15 protein-coding genes are annotated in these 18,529 nt (G+C 43.9%); 9 read left to right on the forward strand and 6 right to left on the reverse strand.

Going from position 1 to position 18,529, the window contains the following annotated elements; all coding sequences use genetic code 11:
* Positions 1–300 precede the first annotated feature (300 nt).
* The 4 genes from dnaA to gyrB are packed head-to-tail and all read left to right on the forward strand — an operon-like array spanning position 301 to position 6,553.
* A complete protein-coding gene (gene dnaA / locus AMJAP_RS00005) occupies positions 301–1,845 on the forward strand; it encodes a chromosomal replication initiator protein DnaA (protein WP_019621238.1) in 1,545 nt (514 codons plus the stop codon).
* A 28-nt stretch (positions 1,846–1,873) separates the two neighbouring features.
* Complete coding sequence (gene dnaN / locus AMJAP_RS00010) at positions 1,874–2,977, forward strand: DNA polymerase III subunit beta (RefSeq protein ID WP_019621237.1); 1,104 nt, start codon at positions 1,874–1,876, stop codon at positions 2,975–2,977.
* Positions 2,978–3,019: 42 nt separating this feature from the next.
* Entirely contained in the window at positions 3,020–4,108 is a 1,089-nt protein-coding gene (recF, locus tag AMJAP_RS00015) for a DNA replication/repair protein RecF (protein ID WP_019621236.1), read from the forward strand.
* 18 nt (positions 4,109–4,126) lie between these two features.
* Positions 4,127–6,553: a DNA topoisomerase (ATP-hydrolyzing) subunit B gene (gene gyrB, locus AMJAP_RS00020; RefSeq protein WP_019621235.1), complete on the forward strand. Its 2,427-nt coding sequence runs from the start codon at positions 4,127–4,129 to the stop codon at positions 6,551–6,553.
* 133 nt (positions 6,554–6,686) lie between these two features.
* On the opposite strand, the gene AMJAP_RS00025 is transcribed toward gyrB, so the two are convergent.
* Together AMJAP_RS00025 and AMJAP_RS00030 are read right to left on the reverse strand one after the other, a co-directional pair.
* On the reverse strand, positions 6,687–7,556 hold the full coding sequence (locus AMJAP_RS00025; RefSeq protein ID WP_019621234.1) for a hypothetical protein: 870 nt from the start codon (positions 7,554–7,556) through the stop codon (positions 6,687–6,689).
* A complete protein-coding gene (locus tag AMJAP_RS00030) occupies positions 7,553–8,314 on the reverse strand; it encodes a HipA family kinase (RefSeq protein ID WP_156815149.1) in 762 nt (253 codons plus the stop codon). Before AMJAP_RS00030 ends, AMJAP_RS00025 begins: the two co-directional genes overlap by 4 nt.
* 645 nt (positions 8,315–8,959) lie before the next feature.
* Here AMJAP_RS00030 and AMJAP_RS00035 point away from each other — a divergent pair.
* From AMJAP_RS00035 to AMJAP_RS00055, 5 genes are all read left to right on the forward strand, one after another.
* Positions 8,960–9,334, forward strand: coding sequence for a helix-turn-helix domain-containing protein (locus AMJAP_RS00035; RefSeq protein ID WP_019621232.1), 375 nt, complete (start codon positions 8,960–8,962; stop codon positions 9,332–9,334).
* 223 nt (positions 9,335–9,557) lie between these two features.
* Positions 9,558–10,286: a TnsA endonuclease N-terminal domain-containing protein gene (locus AMJAP_RS00040; RefSeq protein ID WP_019621231.1), complete on the forward strand. Its 729-nt coding sequence runs from the start codon at positions 9,558–9,560 to the stop codon at positions 10,284–10,286.
* Complete coding sequence (locus AMJAP_RS00045; protein ID WP_083935290.1) at positions 10,210–12,162, forward strand: Mu transposase C-terminal domain-containing protein; 1,953 nt, start codon at positions 10,210–10,212, stop codon at positions 12,160–12,162. The genes AMJAP_RS00040 and AMJAP_RS00045 overlap by 77 nt, the downstream gene beginning before the upstream one ends.
* Entirely contained in the window at positions 12,159–13,103 is a 945-nt protein-coding gene (locus tag AMJAP_RS00050) for a TniB family NTP-binding protein (RefSeq protein ID WP_019621229.1), read from the forward strand. The genes AMJAP_RS00045 and AMJAP_RS00050 overlap by 4 nt, the downstream gene beginning before the upstream one ends.
* Complete coding sequence (locus AMJAP_RS00055; RefSeq protein ID WP_019621228.1) at positions 13,100–14,977, forward strand: TniQ family protein; 1,878 nt, start codon at positions 13,100–13,102, stop codon at positions 14,975–14,977. Before AMJAP_RS00050 ends, AMJAP_RS00055 begins: the two co-directional genes overlap by 4 nt.
* Positions 14,978–15,378: 401 nt before the next feature.
* Here the strand turns inward: AMJAP_RS00055 and AMJAP_RS00060 are convergent, their stop codons facing one another.
* The 4 genes from AMJAP_RS00060 to AMJAP_RS00075 all read right to left on the reverse strand — a co-directional run bounded on the left by AMJAP_RS00060 (position 15,379) and on the right by AMJAP_RS00075 (position 18,353).
* Positions 15,379–16,299, reverse strand: coding sequence for a DUF6216 family protein (locus AMJAP_RS00060; RefSeq protein ID WP_019621227.1), 921 nt, complete (start codon positions 16,297–16,299; stop codon positions 15,379–15,381).
* 114 nt (positions 16,300–16,413) lie between these two features.
* Positions 16,414–17,190, reverse strand: coding sequence for a hypothetical protein (locus AMJAP_RS00065; protein ID WP_019621226.1), 777 nt, complete (start codon positions 17,188–17,190; stop codon positions 16,414–16,416).
* A 3-nt stretch (positions 17,191–17,193) separates the two neighbouring features.
* Positions 17,194–18,138 carry a hypothetical protein gene (locus tag AMJAP_RS00070; protein ID WP_201356395.1) on the reverse strand — a complete coding sequence of 315 codons (945 nt, stop codon included), beginning with the start codon at positions 18,136–18,138 and terminating at the stop codon, positions 17,194–17,196.
* A 23-nt stretch (positions 18,139–18,161) separates the two neighbouring features.
* Positions 18,162–18,353: a hypothetical protein gene (locus AMJAP_RS00075; protein ID WP_201356396.1), complete on the reverse strand. Its 192-nt coding sequence runs from the start codon at positions 18,351–18,353 to the stop codon at positions 18,162–18,164.
* Positions 18,354–18,529 lie beyond the last annotated feature (176 nt).

An 18,529-nucleotide genomic window follows, 5' to 3' on the forward strand; every position in this document is an offset into this window, starting at 1 on the left:
TTGTGGTTAAGTGGCTAAAGTATAATTAATACAATAGCTTGTCTTGTTGTTAAGTCTGGATATTACCTGTTCTTAAATTATGGATAGTTTTTTATCTATTCTTCTGTTCACCGCGTATCTTCTGGATTTATGCCTAATTGGTTGAATTGCATGAAAAAAATAATTAGTAACAGATTGTCTCTAATTGTGGATAAGAGAGCAGTTACAAGGTATTATCTGCTGATAATTTTTTAGGGTTTTGGTCTTGTCTTGTGACTCCTTAAAGGTGGAGTGAAACAGCAAGGTTATTAAGGATTAGCTATGTCGGCTGAGTTGTGGGAACAGTGTCTTCAGAATCTCCAGGATGAGTTTCCCTCACAACAATACAATACCTGGATCAGGCCACTGAAAGTCTCTGGTGAATCAGAAACCGGACTGGTGCTATTAGCACCGAACCGTTTCGTTAAAGATTGGGTCAGTGATAAGTATCTGAAGCGTATTCGTGAGATTGTTAATACGGTTACCGGCGACATTGCGGCGCAGGTAAGTATTGATATCGCGGGCCGTAATGGAGGCTTTGCTTCACGACCTGTTCGCCCATCTCCTCCTCCCGCTCCGGCGCGACGTGCGCCTAGCCGTTTTGCTGAGGCTAAGCCTTTTACCTCGCCACAATCTGTTGCCCCAGAGCGGCAGAGTGCGCCGGTTGATGATAATCCGCCGATGCAATTAGCAATTGATGAAAGTAGTTTTCAGACAATCAGCCAGACTGAAATTATCGTCCCTCCCTCGGTAGCCCGTTCTCCTGCGCCTTCACGTAATGTTGATGTCGACGGCGGTGTTGGTCATCAGTCAAATCTGAATCAGTCGTTTACGTTTAACTCTTTTGTTCAGGGTAAATCTAATCAGTTAGCACTGGCGGCGGCTCAACAGGTGGCAGATAACCCGGGTGGCTCCTACAACCCGCTGTTTATATATGGTGGTGTTGGCTTAGGTAAAACCCACCTGATGCATGCGGTGGGTATGGAGATGATGCAGCGCAACCCAAACGCTAAGATCGTTTATCTGCACTCAGAGCGTTTTGTTGCGGATATGGTAAAAGCGCTGCAATTGAATGCCATTAATGATTTCAAACGTTATTACCGTTCAGTAGATGCATTGCTGATCGATGATATTCAGTTTTTTGCCGGTAAAGAGCGCTCTCAGGAAGAGTTTTTCCATACCTTTAACGCGTTGTTAGAGGGGGGGCAGCAGATGATTCTGACCAGTGATCGTTATCCTAAAGAGATTAACGGTGTTGAAGAACGACTTAAGTCCCGTTTTGGCTGGGGTCTGACTGTTGCTATCGAACCGCCAGAGCTGGAAACCCGGGTTGCGATTCTGATGAAAAAGGCAGAAGAAGCGCAGGTTCGCCTGCCGGACGACTCAGCTTTCTTTCTGGCACAAAAAATTCGCTCCAACGTACGAGAGCTTGAAGGCGCCTTAAAAAGAGTGATCGCAAACGCCCATTTCACTGGAAATGCGATAACCACGCCTTTTATTAAAGAATCACTGAAAGACCTGCTGGCATTGCAGGATAAACAGGTTAGTATTGATAACATTCAGCGGGTTGTTGCCGATTATTATAAGATCAAAATATCGGACCTGCTTTCTAAGCGACGCAGTCGTTCTGTGGCCCGGCCCAGACAGGTTGCCATGGCCCTGTCTAAAGAGCTGACTAATCACAGTTTACCTGAGATTGGTGATGCTTTTGGCGGACGGGATCATACAACAGTACTGCACGGTTGCCGGAAAGTTGCCTCGTTGCGTGAAACTGATACGGATATAAGAGAGGATTATCAGAACTTGTTGCGTCATCTGACTGCGTAACAGACTGATCAATTAAGGGTAGCAAAAGATGAAATTTGTTATTTCGCGAGAAGCGCTAATTAAGCCACTGCAGTTGGTTGCAGGTGTTGTGGAACGTCGTCAGACTCTGCCTGTGCTTTCCAATATCCTACTGGTTGCCGAAGGCGATCAGCTGTCGATGACCGGAACCGATCTCGAGGTTGAACTGGTTGGCCGGGTGCAGTTAGATGAGCCTGCTGAAGCAGGGTCTATTACGGTGCCAGCCCGTAAGCTGATGGATATCTGTAAGTCACTACCGGATACAGCACAGATCGAGCTGACTCTGACCGGGCAGAAGATGGTAATCAAAGCGGGTCGTAGTCGGTTTACTCTGTCTACACTGCCAGCGGCTGAGTTTCCAAATGTCGAAGATAGCCCTGAGTCCTTTGAGCTGAATGTGCTGCAAAGCCAGCTGCGCCATCTGATCGATCAGACCGGCTTCTCAATGGCTCAGCAGGATGTTCGCTACTACCTCAACGGGATGCTGTTGGAGATCAGTGAAAACAGTCTTCGTGCAGTCTCTACTGATGGCCACCGTCTGGCGACCAGTGTTGCTGAAGTTGATACTAACGGTCCGACTAATTCTCAGTTTATCGTGCCACGTAAAGGTATTCTTGAACTGGCCCGTCTGCTACAAAGCGGTGATGATCAGGTGAAGCTGGTTGTGGGTGCTAATCACCTTCGTGCGCATGCGGGCGACTATACCTTTACCTCTAAGCTGGTTGACGGCAAGTTCCCGGATTATCAGCGTGTAATCCCGCAAGGTGGTGACAAGTTTGTTCTTGGTACCCGCCAGGAATTACGTCAGGTATTCAGCCGCATCGCGATTCTGTCAAACGAGAAGTATCGTGGCGTCCGGCTCTCCCTGACAAACGGTTATCTGCAGGTTATGGCGAATAACCCGGAGCAGGAAGAAGCAGAGGAAACCGTCGCAGTAGATTACGAAGGTGATACCCTGGAGATCGGCTTCAACGTCAACTATCTGCTGGATGTGTTGTCGATTGTAAGCTCTGAAGTGGTTCGTTTTACTCTCTCCGACTCTAACAGCAGTGCGCTGATTGAGGGTCTGGATGATGCGAACTCGATCTATGTTGTTATGCCGATGCGGATGTAATGTTGCCTGGAGGCCTTCCGGGCCTCCTACTCTCCTCTCTCTATGCCGATAACCCAACTCAATGTTCAAGCGATTCGCAATCTGAGTGAACTCAGCCTGACGCCCTCCTCCAGTATCAATATTATTTACGGTGCCAACGGCAGCGGTAAGAGTAGCCTGCTCGAAGCGATTCACTTGTTAGGGTTGTGCCGTTCATTTCGTACCAACAAATTGAATCACCTTATTCAGTCTGGGGGTGAGCGTTGTACGGTATTCGCACAGTTAGATGCAATGGGCAGTGGCATCAGCCAGCCGTTAGGTGTCGAGCGAGATCTGGCAGGTGAAAGCAGGATTCGTTTTGCCGGAAAGAACATCGATCTGACCACCCTGGCAGAGCTGTTGCCCATACAGGTAATTAACTCAGAAACCTTCATGATTCTTGAAGGAAGTCCGGGTGTCAGGCGACAGTTTTTAGACTGGGGTGCGTTTCACTCAAATCCTGAATTTATAAGGCTTTGGAGAGGGTTTAGACGGGTATTAAAACAGCGTAATTCTTTGCTGAAATATGGTAAAATCGATCAACGGCTTCGTGCGGTCTGGGACAGCGAGTTTATTAAATATGCTGAACAGTTAAATACACTTCGCGAAGTGTATATTGAAGCCTTAAAACCCGAATTTGATTTAATCCTTGCTGATCTGCTTGAGGGCGTCAGCATCGAGCTTGGTTTTAGTCCCGGATGGGATAAAAAACGCGGCCTGGATCAGGTGCTGGAAGAGAACTTTGAGCGCGACTTGCGACAGGGTTATACCGGTGCCGGCCCCCAGCGGGCAGATCTGCGGCTTAAGGTAGATGGCCATATTGCCTCAGAACGTCTCTCCAGGGGACAGAAGAAGGTAGTAGTGAGCGCCCTTAAGCTGGCACAAGGCGTTTTGTTTTATAAGCTGAACAGTCGCTCCTGTATCTATCTGATCGATGACCTACCGTCAGAGTTAGATAGACAACATAGCAGGCTGTTCTGTAACTATTTGGAAAAAACAGCCAGTCAGTGCTTTATCACTTGTGTAGATAAAGAGTCACTGACAGGCCTCTGGTCGGAGTCGACCGAGACCTGTTTTTTCAACATACAAGAGGGTGCTTTGAGCACTCAGTAAGCTAGCCAGGAGAACTGAATGAGCGGCGAAAATCAGGAATACGATTCTTCCAGTATTAAGGTCCTAAAGGGACTTGATGCGGTTCGTAAGCGCCCGGGAATGTATATAGGCGATACCGACGATGGTACTGGTCTGCATCATATGGTTTTCGAGATCGTGGATAATTCGATCGATGAAGCGCTGGCGGGTTATTGCAGTGAAGTCAAAGTGGTTATCCACGGCGATAACAGTGTCACTGTGTCAGACAATGGCCGGGGTATTCCTACCGATCTGCACGAAGAGGAAGGCGTCTCTGCTGCAGAGGTTATCATGACGGTGCTTCATGCCGGCGGTAAGTTTGATGATAACTCTTACAAGGTTTCCGGTGGTCTGCACGGCGTGGGTGTATCGGTGGTGAACGCCCTGTCGGCAGAACTTAAAATGACGATTCGCCGTAAAGGTGAAGTGTTTGAGCAAACTTACCGTCATGGTGTGCCGGATGAGCCATTGAAAGTCGTAGGTCAAACTGAAACCTCCGGTACGGCGGTTCGCTTCTGGCCTTCTGAAGATACTTTCCATAATCAGCTGGAGTTTAAATTTGATATTCTGGCGAAGCGTCTGCGTGAGCTCTCCTTCCTGAACTCCGGTGTTGCGATTCGTCTGACCGATGAGCGCAGTGGTGATGAAGAACTGTTTGCCTACGAAGGTGGTCTGAGCTCTTTTGTTGATTACCTCAACACCAACAAGACCTCTGTTAATAAGATGTTCCACATCAACGTGATGCACGATAACGGTGTCGGTGTTGAAGTCGCGATGCAGTGGAATGACAGCTATCAGGAAAGTATCCATTCCTTTACCAACAATATTCCACAACGTGACGGTGGTACCCACCTGTCTGGCTTCCGTACCGCCCTTACCCGGGCGCTGAATAACTATATTGAAGCGGAAAACCTCAACAAGAATGGTAAGGGCTCAACGACCGGTGATGATTGCCGTGAAGGTTTGACCGCTATCGTATCGGTTAAAGTACCCGATCCTAAGTTCTCCTCCCAGACCAAAGATAAGCTGGTGTCTTCTGAGGTGAAAACAGCGGTTGAGCAAGCGATGTATGAGCAGCTGAACGATTACCTGCAAGAAAATCCACAGGATGCTAAGGCGGTTGTCTCGAAGATGATCGACGCTGCCCGTGCCCGTGAAGCCGCGCGTAAAGCCCGTGAGATGACCCGTCGTAAGGGCGCGCTGGATATTGCCGGCCTGCCAGGAAAGCTGGCAGACTGTCAGGAAAAAGATCCGGCCCTCTCTGAAATATACCTGGTGGAGGGTGACTCTGCTGGCGGTTCAGCCAAGCAGGGGCGTAATCGTAAGTCACAGGCGATTCTGCCGCTTAAGGGTAAGATTCTTAACGTCGAGAAAGCCCGTTTTGATAAAATGCTCTCCTCTGCTGAGGTGGGTACTCTGATCACCGCACTGGGTACCGGTATCGGCCGGGAAGAGTTTAATCCGGATAAGCTACGTTACCACTCGATCATTATCATGACCGATGCCGACGTGGATGGATCACACATCCGAACGTTGCTGCTGACCTTCTTCTTCCGTCAGATGCCAGAAATTATTGAGCGGGGTCATGTGTTTATTGCACAGCCTCCGCTTTATAAGATTAAGAAAGGTAAGCAGGAGCAGTATCTGAAAGATGATGATGCGCTTGATAATTACCTGCTTCAGGGCGCGCTGGAAGGTGCTTCAATGCATGTGACAGCGGATGCCCCTCCTATCAGCGGAACGGGTCTTGAAGAGATCGTCAATCGCTACCGTGCGGTCGATCGCATGCTGGCACGTTTGTCGCGTCTCTATCCGGAGCCCATTTTGCGTCAGATGATTCATACTACGCGTCTGACACCGGAAGGTCTGAAAGATGAGCAGACTGTCGCTGAGTGGATCGATCAGGTCTGCGATGGTCTGGGCGATACCCTTGATGGCGGTGATGTGTACACATCTTCTGCTGCTGAGGATATGGAGCACCAGGGCGTATTCCTGCCAAGTGTAAAAGTGATGCAGCATGGTGTTAGTCATCACTACACCTTCGATATGTCGTTCTTCGAATCGAAAGATTACGCGGCACTGGCAGGCTTGGGTGATACGCTGATGGGGCTGTTAGAAGAGACCGCTTACTTCAAACGTGGCGAGCGCACCTTTGCGACCACTGAATTTTCCGCTGGCCTGAACTGGCTGATGGAGCAGTCGAAACGTGGCCACTACATACAGCGCTATAAGGGACTGGGTGAGATGAACCCGGAACAGCTTTGGGAAACCACTATGGATCCAGAACAGCGTCGTATGCTGCAGGTAACCATCGACGATGCCATCGCTGCGGACTTGTTGTTTACTACTCTGATGGGCGATGAAGTGGAGCCTCGCAGAGAGTTTATTGAAACCAATGCATTGAATGTGTCCAACCTCGATATCTGATGTTTGTGTCGTGTCGAATCTCATTTAGAGTGAAACGGCGTCTCAGAATAGTGAAATGCCGTCTCATTTAGAATGAAATGGGAAATAAAAAAGCAGCCAGTGGCTGCTTTTTTTTGTGTGAAAAGTTTTGAAATTAAGCCGCTAAGCTTATTAAGTGCTCAGCTGCTTGTTTTGCATTTTTAGTCTGTATCAAATTGATATCTTCAGAATTGGCCAGTTCAGAAACCATTTTTACTGTATCTTGCAGACGGTTCACTGCTTTATTAGAGAGTGTTGGATCATCGAAAGCGGGCATTCCAATAATCATTTCATATGTGACTGGTTTCACTAAAAGCTGAGACTTTTTCAATGATTCTAAATCAAATAGTTTCGCCTTCATGGAATTTAATGAAGCAGAAAGTCGCGAAGGGACAAGTAATCCAAAATTGGAAACGTATTTGTCTGTTAGAAATCCATACGAAGTGAGTATATCTGTATCGCTGATCTTTATTCTCTTATTGAAGTGTGAGGCAAAATGAGGGCTAATTAGCCTTATTTCATCAGCAATACTTCGAGTCCAGTTTTCACTATATTGTCTAGGCTGTTCCTCGTCGTCTTCTCGTTCAGCATCCAAAGCTAATGTACTGAGGCTTGCGGATATACGTATAGCTTGCTTAAGAATACCTTCTATATTTTCATCTGCGGCAATATGCTCCTGACCAAGTTTCACTCCATCAAATGGAGGTGACCAATTACTAAGTGTGCCGTTAGTATTTATTTCATTGTTGGCGGAATTCATAACCCAATCAATCATGGCCTGCATTTTTTCTGCTTGAGAGCCATAAAGACAATCAAGCAATTCAGGCCGGATGGCTTGAATAACTTTACATTGCTTATCTACCCCTATTGCGGTCGCTACTATTGCAATTTTTTCACCTGAACCAATTATAGGTTCAAGGTAAATGGCCTGCCAAGACCCACTATAATCGGGCTGCGCTGGGAAAAGAGACTCTAAAGTATTCATATGGCCATCTCTTGCTGTTGCAGTTTTAATCGTTTCGAAAATAATTCATGAAGCAAACTTGCTCTACTCTCCAAAAAATCGATTACACGAAGAACTTCATCATCTCTTAAGTATGACCCTGCATAAGTTTTCTCTGAGAGAATCGAAAAAGGTAGTTCTTGGTATTGGGGGATAAGTGAGGTCTGAACTTGCCTGTTCACCTTATATTTCTCAAACTCACTCTTCACAGAATATATTACATCCACAATCTGATTCGAATGAGCCCCTTCTTTAAATTCTATCTCTTCACCAATAGCATTCTCGTGATCAATAAATGAGAATTCATTGCCGCCGTCATAGAGGATATTTCCAACATTTCTATCCCAGTTAGCAATCCATTCATCAAAAAGGCCTACATCTAGGGTTTTTGCAAACTCCCTTAATTTTAGCATAGCCTCTTCGGAGTGCGCATGTCTTCGAAAACTAGGATAATTAGCATCCTCGGAACCAAATGCGAGTTCGTAATTATCTTCAGGGATATTTGGAAAAGAGTCATTTGTCAGTTTTACAACTAACGGCTTTGGAATTGGTAGTCCTAAGTATCTTCCTAAAATTGCGCAGACACATTCAATGTAAAGCTTTTGGGGAGGTAACTGTTTAACAAAAGCCACAACAATCTTATCGTGTGTTTTTACATGACCTTTCCATGTTGGATTAACATTTTGGTCATTAAAAAGTTGTGCACCAGGCAGCATTATGCCGACATCGACTTGTTCCATGTTCATCACTTCCCTTTTCTGGCCCGTATTTTTAGGCGCAATGCATTTTGAGTTTACAAGGTATTGTTATTAAAAGCATGATGATTGTAATGGCGAAGAAAGCTTACAGAGCTTTGTTAAGACTGTGGTGGGTCAATGGAGTCAGATTCGTTGGTTTCAAGTAGGAATTGCTGTTTTGCTAACTACACAAGTTCTAAATCAGCACTAATGCTTTCTTGTGTGAAATGACTTTCCACTTTTGTGAAAAAATAAATCATTTTAAATCAAGTGGTTAGGTATGTGAAAAATACAAGTCGCACGTTTGTCGTCTTTTCTCACTATCTAAACTCTTCCTAATAAGGTCAAAACTAGGCGATACGCTAGTACGACTGAAGCCTCGCTAGAAATTTCAATTCTTCCTATCTCCTATCTGTATTATGCCGATGACATTAGATTAGCGGCTTTCCTTCATTACAAAATATAACTGTATATTTCTTAATCAAAAAAGATCATAGAGTAACCTGAATGACAGATGGAAATATTTTTGTTTTTCTAATATTGCAATATTAACATATTGATTTTAATAAAGTTTTTTGATTTTATTTTTGATTTTTGAAGATTTTGGATATAAGTTTACTGAAGTTAGAAAATTATTCAGGTAGGCACATGACCCCATTTAGCTCTTATCTCGAATCATTGCGCAGAAGCCGCAGAATTAAGCAGAAGGACTTCGCAAATGAAGTTGGCGTTAGCTCCTGCTATATAAGTGCTATTGAGCTTGGCCGCAAGAACCCCCCTTCTCATGACATCATCGAGTCCATGATTAAAGCTTTGCAACTAAGTTCTAAAGAAGCCTCTTTGTTGTGGGACTATGCAGAGCAATCTATTCGAGTACTACGCATACCTGAAGACCTGCCATTAGAGGAATACGCTGTCGTTAATGATCTTAAGCGCTCTTTTGGTTCACTATCTAAAGAGCAAATTACAATTATTCGAGCGACGCTATCTATACGTAGCTTTCAGCAAGAGCAAATTCAATAGGATTCGGGAGGATAAACATATGTAAAAAAACGGACGAAGCTAATGCTTGGCCCGCTTTTGTAAGGTATTAGATACCTCGACTGGTAATCAAAGTATCTATTCCTTCCGGCAGTTCGTCAAGCTCCAGTACTCATACAACATTTTTCATTACCGATATCGGTAAGGATTTAGTATGCCAAAAATTCAGAATGTCGTGCCATTTGGCCAGCGATAAGGAGCCTCTATGCCTCAAAAAACGAGACTTAAAAAGGCGCATCAACGATCTAGAGAAGCCGTTACTCGCTCAAGAATGACAGTAAGAGGGCGTTTCCCATCAGCGAAGATGGGAAGAATGGTTGATTGGGAGTCGCAACTTGAAAGGCGAGCTTGCTATCGATTTGAGTTCTCTCCTGCTGTCTTATCTTTCAAAGAGCAACCCCAGCCTATTCGATTTCGAATTGGTGACCAATTGGCGAAGTATACGCCAGATTTTGAGTTGGAATTGGTCAATGGGGAGACCTGGTTTGTTGAGATAAAACCTCTGGATCATCTACGGAAGCCAGAACTAGCAGAGCGTCTTTCATTGGCTGCAGGTTGGTTCAAGCGCAATGGATATAAATTCATTGTGATAACGGATGAAGAACTGATTCATCCTGACTTGGAATCAAATCTAGCCTTTCTAAGACACTTTCAAACTCATGAGATTAATGAGTCCACGGTTAGTCATGTCTGTCATTGGTTTGATCATATAGACGCCCCCACCCTCGGTGGGTTGCACGAGTACTTTGGCGACAAGGCAACTGCTTATGCTCTTTTATCTCAGAACCTGATTAGCACCGACCTTTCTGATCCCTTCAATCTCAATTCGGAATTGTTTCTTCTTGAGGAGAATAGTTATGCAACGCTTTTATTTTCATACAGGACAGCACCTGACTTTAGACTCTGTACCGTACATGATGCAGAGAATTCTTGAAAACAAAGATGTGATTTTACAAAGAAAGTCAGATCTTGGATTAATTACTCGGTCCAGAAATGAGCTTATAGAAGCCTTTGGCGCTGGTGCGCTTAAATTTATTATCAAAGATGAATTGGGTCTTGAATCTAAAGCCAACAAACCTGACAAACTTAAACCCCTGGATTCATTTACTGAAGAGCAGCAACGAGAGGCTTTACGGAAGCAGTCTTATATTAATCTTGCCGTTAAAGCTCTTGGAGAGGAGCCCTGCCATCAGAAGTTAAAGAATTACATCGACCTATTTGCGGATCGATTGCAAGACTCCAACCCCCCAAGCTCGATCACACTATATCGTTGGTGGGTTACCTGGATTAAATCAGGGAAAGATATTATTTCACTGGTTACTCGCTCGGAAGGACGAGCTTCTGTGTATTTAAAAGAATACCGTGAAGTTATTTATGAAGTGATTGATGAGGTGTTAATGACACCTGAGTATGGTTCAAGGCAGGATGCCTTTGATCTATTTAAAGTGAAGCTGAATGAACTGAATTCGATTCGCTTAGATCCATTAGATATGCCCTCTAGAGCTACATTCTATCGTTTATTGAAAAGTTTGATAGATCCCCAAGAGTTGACTGCAGCACGGCATGGAAAGCGAGCAGCTGAAATGGAGTTTCGGGTTAGCGGGAAAGGTGTTACATCAACTCGAATATTGGAACGTGTAGAGATTGATCATACACCGATAGATCTTATCGTTGTGGATGAACGTATTGGAGAAGCGGTTGGTCGTCCTACGTTAACCATGATTCTAGATCATTACTCAAGAATGCCCCTAGGGTTTTATTTAGGATTTGAACCCCCTTCTTCTGTTGCTGTTATGAGAGCTATCAGACACGCCATCATGCCCAAAAGTTATGTTAACGATGATTATCCAGACTTTGAAAATGGTTGGCCTGCCTATGGGGTTTTTTGGGTGCTGGTCTGTGATAACGGTTCTGAATTCCACGATCATCAGCTCCAACGAATGGCAAATGAGCTGAATATTGAGCTGTTCTACTGTCCTAAGCAGCACCCCTATTACAAAGGAGCTGTTGAACGTTTTCTGGGCACTTTAAATAGAGCGGTGTGTCACTCTGCTTCAGGTTCCACCCGGTCTAATATTCAGCAAAGGGGGAATTATAATTCAGCCCAAGAAGCCTCAATTACGCTGGAAAAACTCAGACGTCTCATTCACGACTGGATCATCAATATCTACAGCCGTGAGTATCATGAAGGCTTAGGAGATAGTCCGGTGAATGTCTGGACGAAAGGCCTTCAGCATGTAGAGCCGACTTTGCCTCTTAGTCGTGAACGCTTGGATCTTACCTTGACCAAGGAGTTTGAAAGAACGATCAATCATGAGGGGGTTAGTCTTTTCAGACTTAAATATAACTCCCATGAGCTTGGCCTTCTGCGGCGTCAATTAACAGAGAAAGCGTTAGTAAAGGTCAGAATTGATCCTGAGAACTTAGGCCAGGTGTGGGCCTATGACGAGCGAGAAGGCTCGTTCTTCTCAGTCCCCTGCATCGACCCGGAATATGCGGAAGGTCTTAGTCAGCGCCAACACGAATATATTCTTAAGCATAGAACGAACACCCGTAAGGCTTTAGATACTGATGAATTGCTGGAGAGAAAGGTTAGGTTTAAGCGGGATGTTCGAGAGGCGTCTAAAGCAAAAGGACTTCGCAAGCGGACTAAAGCGGCACAGCTCTCACAACTGCCTATTGTGGATGTCGATCAGCTCTCAGTCCCTAAAAGAGAAGAACAATTACCTCTTATTGATATTGATGAAATGGATGAGTTTGATATGGATGAATTGGACGAGCTTGATATGGATTGGAGGGCTGAAAAATGAATAAAGAGCAATTAGCGGTGCTTTCAAAATTTAATCATCGCGTCATCAAACATCCTCAGTTTGAATCAGCATTTAGCAAGATCGAAGAGGCTTATCAATTGAATGATGAGATCGGTTTTCAGCTGAACCTCATTTGCATCGGAATGTCAGGAACAGGCAAGTCGACCCTGAAACGAAGGCTCGTAAAAAAATACCCAGAGTCATATGCGAAGGACCGAAAAATCGTACCAGTACTGGTGATTGATACTCCCTCCCTTCCAACAGTTAAAAATATGGCTGAAGGCATGCTATTTCAGTTAGGAGATCCTGCGTTTTTCAAGGGATCCGCGGTTGATAAAACCGGTAGGATTCTGAATTACATCAAGAGCTGCCAGGTCAGGCTAATTATTTTTGATGAGCTCCAGCATTTTATTGATCAGGGAAGTCGCGCTGCGCCACGGCAAGTATCAGATTGGTTAAAAACGTTAATTGATCAGTCCGGCTCATCAGCTGTTCTCATGGGGTTAGAGCAAAGTGAGTACATACTTAGGATAAATGAGCAGTTGCGCCGCAGGTTCAGTCGAAGAGTGGACCTTAAACCCTTCTCAATTGCATGCAGTAGTAGCTTTCGGGACTTCACCAAAGTGATCAAAGGGCTCTATCGTACTGCCGATATGCCCTTGTCGGGGAAGCTTAGCCAGGACCTTTTCAAGCGTTGGCACTTTGCTACGAATGGCATCATGGCGTATATGGTTAACCTGATTATTTCAGCGTATCAGGTCGCACAACGAGAAGGCTATGCTTCTATTCATCAAGAGTGTTTAGAGCAAGCCTTTATCGAATCAATCTGGTCTGAGGGAGAAGGAAGACTTAACCCGTTCAGTAAAAGCTTCAATTTCAATCGGCTCATAAAGCCAGGTATGCCCTTCCATAAGATTGAAACGAAGGAGCTGGCTATATGACGGGACTGATTCAACCAATTTGCTATCCACAGCCTTATGATGATGAATCGCCGGTTGGCTATTTGATACGGGTCTGTCAGGCCAATAAATTTAATAACATTCGATGGCTTTACCCTGAGGAAGGTAAGTTATTCTCGTTGCAGCCAACAGAAATTTTAGAGCAGCTAGTAAGCTCTCCCTGGTCAGGATTTCAGAACGTAAAAGATGGTATCTCACCCTATTGCTCTTTAAGCCCAGTCGATCTCAATATTACAGTGCTAAGGTACTGTCCTCTGTGCTTAAAGGAAGAGCCCTACTTTCGGGTTCAATGGCATCTGAAATGCACTACGGTATGTGTAAAGCATCAGTGTTGGCTGGTAGATCGATGTTTTGAGTGTAAGGAGCCATTGAAATATGGGCGCTTGGCATCGGTCGAAAACTGTCATTGTCGTTATTCATTGTTCGACACACCGATCCAAGAAATACCCAATAATGTGATTAGGTTTCAACAGTTCATAGATGGTGTAGACACCTATTTTGAAGGAGGCAATTACTGGCTTAGTGAGAGTTTAAATCCATCTGATTTTAATTTAAGAAGACGGGTTCAGCTGGTGCATGGGTTCTCTCTGTGGCAACCAGTTGAAGACAACTCACTTGCCAGGACTGGGACTTTCTCTGGTTTTAGTGATATTGAAACGGCTAAGGCGTATGTGCTTTCAGCCGCAGATACGTTTTTTACAGATACAGATGGTTTTACCCCCTTTCTTTATCACCTACATCAGCAGGTTTATGAAAATCAGGAGGATGGAGACAAGCTATTTAAACGATTCTACAAATACTTCTTTCATCAGATTGGAGTTGCCATTGATCCTCTTTATCAGGCAGTAGAGCAGTACGTTAATCATAACTGGCAATACTATCTCTCCCAAAAAAACTCTCTCTTTACTGAGTCAATGATAGATAGACACATGTGGCTTCCATTGCAAACTGCAAGCAACAGATTTGATATCACTAAGAGTGAGCTTAAGCGAGCCGTTGCTAAAGGGGCTGTGAGATCTAAAGAAAATTACTATTTTGATTCTGAGCGAACGCTTACATTGGTATACCTGCCTGATGTCTTGAAATACCTCGATATTAACGAGAACCTTGTTAATGCGGTGACTGCCGCCGGTATATTAGGTGTCACCAAAAAGCAGTTTTATCAGTTATTGGATAGTAGTTATATCGATGGAGAGGCTCCCTCCAAAAAGAGCGGCTCGTCTTGGCGTGTTAACAGGAGTGATCTCAAGGATTTGTTAGAGAGGTTTACAAAAGGTCATCCTGTTCTGGATGATCAGTATATCCCTCTGCCGGATGCTATACGAAAAATTGGAAATAGAATTGAAAGCCCATTTATTCGTTTACTGCAGGCTATTGAAGGTGGTGATATCTCTACAAGGGTAAATCCTCAACTCGTTGGTTTGAGAAGCTTATGTTTATCAGAAGTGGAGTTAGCCGATTGGTATTCAGCAAAAACGGTCGAAGATAGGTTCTATAGTGTTCAAGAATTGGCCAAAGAGATGCAGGTGTTGCCAGGCTTGATAACCAGTTTGTTGGGTATTGGGGCATTGTCTTCTTACTATGTTCCAGATTTGTCGGGAAAGAGGATTACAATACGCTCAGTACAGCAGTTTCAGGAGAAATACGTGATCCTTTCCAAGCTTGCAAAGTGTAGTGGTGTCTCCACGCATCGAATGAAGTCGATAGTCGAGTCACTTGGTATTCAGTCGATTGATGAAGGGGTATCGGATAATGCCAAGTTTTTAAGCCGTATTTACTACAGACACGAAATGCTGGAAAAGAAGGAAATAGCGCCTTTGGTTTCTTCCATGAAGGACTGGGAATACATGGGGTAGAGAAAGGGATGCCCTATTCTTCCAACTTATGGTCCAGACTGAACCTTTTGGATGAAAGCGCGTATTTTCCTGAACGCCCATGAACTGTTTGTTAAATGAAGAATTTTGGTTATATACTGCTTATATCAGCTAGATGACTCTACGAGTTGATCAATCCAGCTTCCAACTGGTTTGATAGCAAGAAGCCGCCCTCTCGGGGCGGCTTTTTTGTTCCTAAAGTTAGTGGCTTGTGATGGGCTAGTCGGGTTTAGAGGCGTATCAGCGTGAAAGATATTTTAGCCTTGTTGGTTCTGGAGGGACTGGGGTAAATCATCATTGATGGCCGCTTAGCTCCTACTAAAAGAGGAAAGATTACCCTCCTCTCTCTCCGTTAAACAACAAAAATCCGCCGGATATGACTGTTAGTTAGTGGCTTCTTCAAGCTGAGGACTATTTTCTATCTGTTCGTTTATAGGTGAGTTAGATTGCTTAATCGAGCCACTTCGTAGGATTCTGTCCCTTCTAGCCTTGATCAAAGCTTCATATAGCTGAGGTCTTGCTTTGATTGTGTGAATCATACTGATAAGTAATCTACTAATAAGAATGGCAACAAAAAAGTATAGGGTTCCTATATACCAGAAGATCTTTTGGTCTTTTATTGTCTGATTAAAGTATGCAATGCTTTCAGGGTCCTCAAACGAGCTACAAATTATTTTAACGCTTTCTATCGAAAGTCCTGTTGTATTGACTACCCCGACTTGCCCTAGTGACTCACAAGCGGATTTATCAAACGCCCACTCCTTGCTTTCCTCTAAAATAATGAGATAGCTGATACTAGAGAAGCCGTTCTTATTCAAAGAAACCCACTGAGACTCGTTTTTAAGCTTTACGATTGCACCATTTGAGGAAGCTATAAAAAGTAATGGCTGAATGCTTAAAGCTATTCCTAAAAAAACAACTCCAGGGAACACTGTTATCCAAGGGTTAATTTTCTTAACTTTTCTCAGTTGTGAGTCGAACCCTCCTCTCATCTTGGAGAAAAATTTAATATTCAATTCGTTTTTTTGCACTCGTTGCTGAATCCAATGAATCTCTTTGAGTGATTTGGTCTGCATATGAAATAAGGCATTGAATCGCTCTATATCTGTTCGCTCTTGCCAGAACTTTTTGAGCTTACGGTCGCTGAACTCTGATCCACCTATAAGTAGGGCGTACAGCCTATTCATGAGGGCGTATGAACTTCCAGATTTAAATTGAAAATATCCTGCTATAGCAAGCAGAAAGAGGCCCGTCACTAACCAGGCGGGCAAACTTAAAAATGCATTTAGAGGTGAGTCATCCATGATATTTCTTCCGTGAAAAGTAATCGAATCAGGTTCAATAGCTTTAAATAATATAGATTTTTTACTTTTCTATTACATGAGCGGCCACTTATATGGCACAAGTCCAGAATGTTCTTACTTGCTTATAGTGCGACTATTTAGATCCTTGAGAATAGCACTCTCAAGCCAGTTCGGCACAATGAAGTCTTGAGATTTAAGTATTGTTTTGGGCACGTCTTCCCAGAATCCTGTAATAGCGCTTGAAAATTCCTCTACATGAGCGTCCGTTATCGAGAGATGTGTATGATCCAAAAAGTCCAGTTCGAAAAAATCATCCCCAAACGTACCGTAAGGATTACGTAGGTATTCGGGGTATTTTTTCTTTAGTTCTTCCAGTGATTTACCTTTTCCATGTTTATAGATATTAATCACCAAGCGGCAAGCATCAAGCTTTCGGAAATAACTTTTACTTTGAATATTCCAGCCTAAGGACTTAAATAGTTCAGCTATTTTCCCAAAATCTACGCTCCAGATTTTAGCCTCAGTATGGTTTCCATGATGCCAGTGATTCACCTCTGTAATCATCCAGTCACGGAATTGCTTATCCCACTCATGGTACATTCCTGCCACAACGCTTAAGCGCGTAGTGTTATGCATACCAGAAAGAAGTTGATAGAACTCGATCTCAATATCATGTGCTTGTTCATAGAAACTACCAGGGTCGTGTCGGTCAGGATCAAACCTATGATTGTTATCTTCTAGCCAGTGCTCAGCCGCTTTTCTTGCTTCAGTTTCTATATCTTTAAATTGAGCTAACAATCGCTTGTTAGCCTGGGTTACATAAAACTCATGGACGGCAATGAAGGATTTTCGGCTAGGCTCCCACATTTGAAATAGAACAAACTGCTTCATAAACTAATTCTCAGGCCAATTTTGGGGTAGGTCTAATAGGCAACCCAAACAGAACCCCTCCTCGAAGACTAATTCATCCTCTGAATTGGCTTTACAATGTGGAAATGCATCTAGATATGATGGAACTTGGTAGTTAGCCCAAGGATTCATGAATAATCCTTGTTTTAGTTTTGCAATACACCAAGGAGAGTTTCCCTTAAAGAGCCATGCTCCGCTGACTCTGGTGTATTGAGGACCTCCGAAAGAGAGCCAAGCACCATTCGGCTTTCTTCCCCTCCCTACAACATCACCGGAATTCCTATCGATGGTTATTGTTTCATCTCCAAAAAGCGCACTAATAGCCGTTAACTTATCAACATGCTTTGAATCCACACCAATAGCGATAATTAATGGCTTACTCAATTCACCATATTTATTTCCTTTTGTTTTTATGGCCTTCTTAATTTGCCGTCCAGTATCTAAAGGTCGTACTTCTGGCATGTTCATACCAATCAATCTGTCACCGGTACCTCTACTTTCTTCATTCTTGGGAATAGCTAGGAATTCCACTTCCCAACCATCATGCTGCCATTCTAATTTGGGTAATGTAGTTACACCATTAAGCTCGAATTCGCGAGAGACCTCATCCGGGTTTAACGTCTCTAGCCATTCGGAAACTGAAGCGTTCAGATTTCTACTGCTTGGTCTGGAGTTAGGGTGGCCGTCAGCATCAATTGCCAAAAAGAAATTAGGTGATTCTAGTGTATCTAATGTATCTAAAACGGCATTTTTGTTAGCTTCTGCACCAGGCACTAAATCCTGCTCAGTCACGACAATTGCTTCCAAATAAAATTCGTCCCCTTCTGGTGTGGTGACAAGGAAGTCAGGCCTTTTTGGTGAGCCGTTATTGAGTACAGGGTGAGGAATTAGAGAGCATCCTAGGGCTTTCATGGATGCAAAAAGAATCATCTCGAATGCAGCAGACTTAAAGTTTATATTCCTATTGGACTGTATCCTTGAGCGAATATCTTTTTTTCTTCGTCCGGGAATTCCTCATAGATTCTTTCAAGGAAGTCTCTTACTTTTTTGGCTTCTTCTGTTCCTGAGCGGTCTAAGTAATGAAACTCAAGCTCAGAACGGCTTTTGGGGCCTAGGAATTCACGCTCTTTTTCTTCGAACAGCACGGATTAGTTCCTTTTCCTGACGTTCAGCTGATGAGGCGTACATAATTGAAATAGCCTATAGATGCTGTAAATAGTAATTCTAACCTACTCATGATGTAAGTTAAGAATGTACATACATCGCCTGCAGTTCGATAGAGACGTCCTGTAATAGCTCTACGCGGGTAAATTCAATTCTA

The sequence above is a fragment of the Amphritea japonica ATCC BAA-1530 genome, from assembly GCF_016592435.1.
Classification (GTDB): Bacteria; Pseudomonadota; Gammaproteobacteria; order Pseudomonadales; family Balneatricaceae; genus Amphritea; species Amphritea japonica.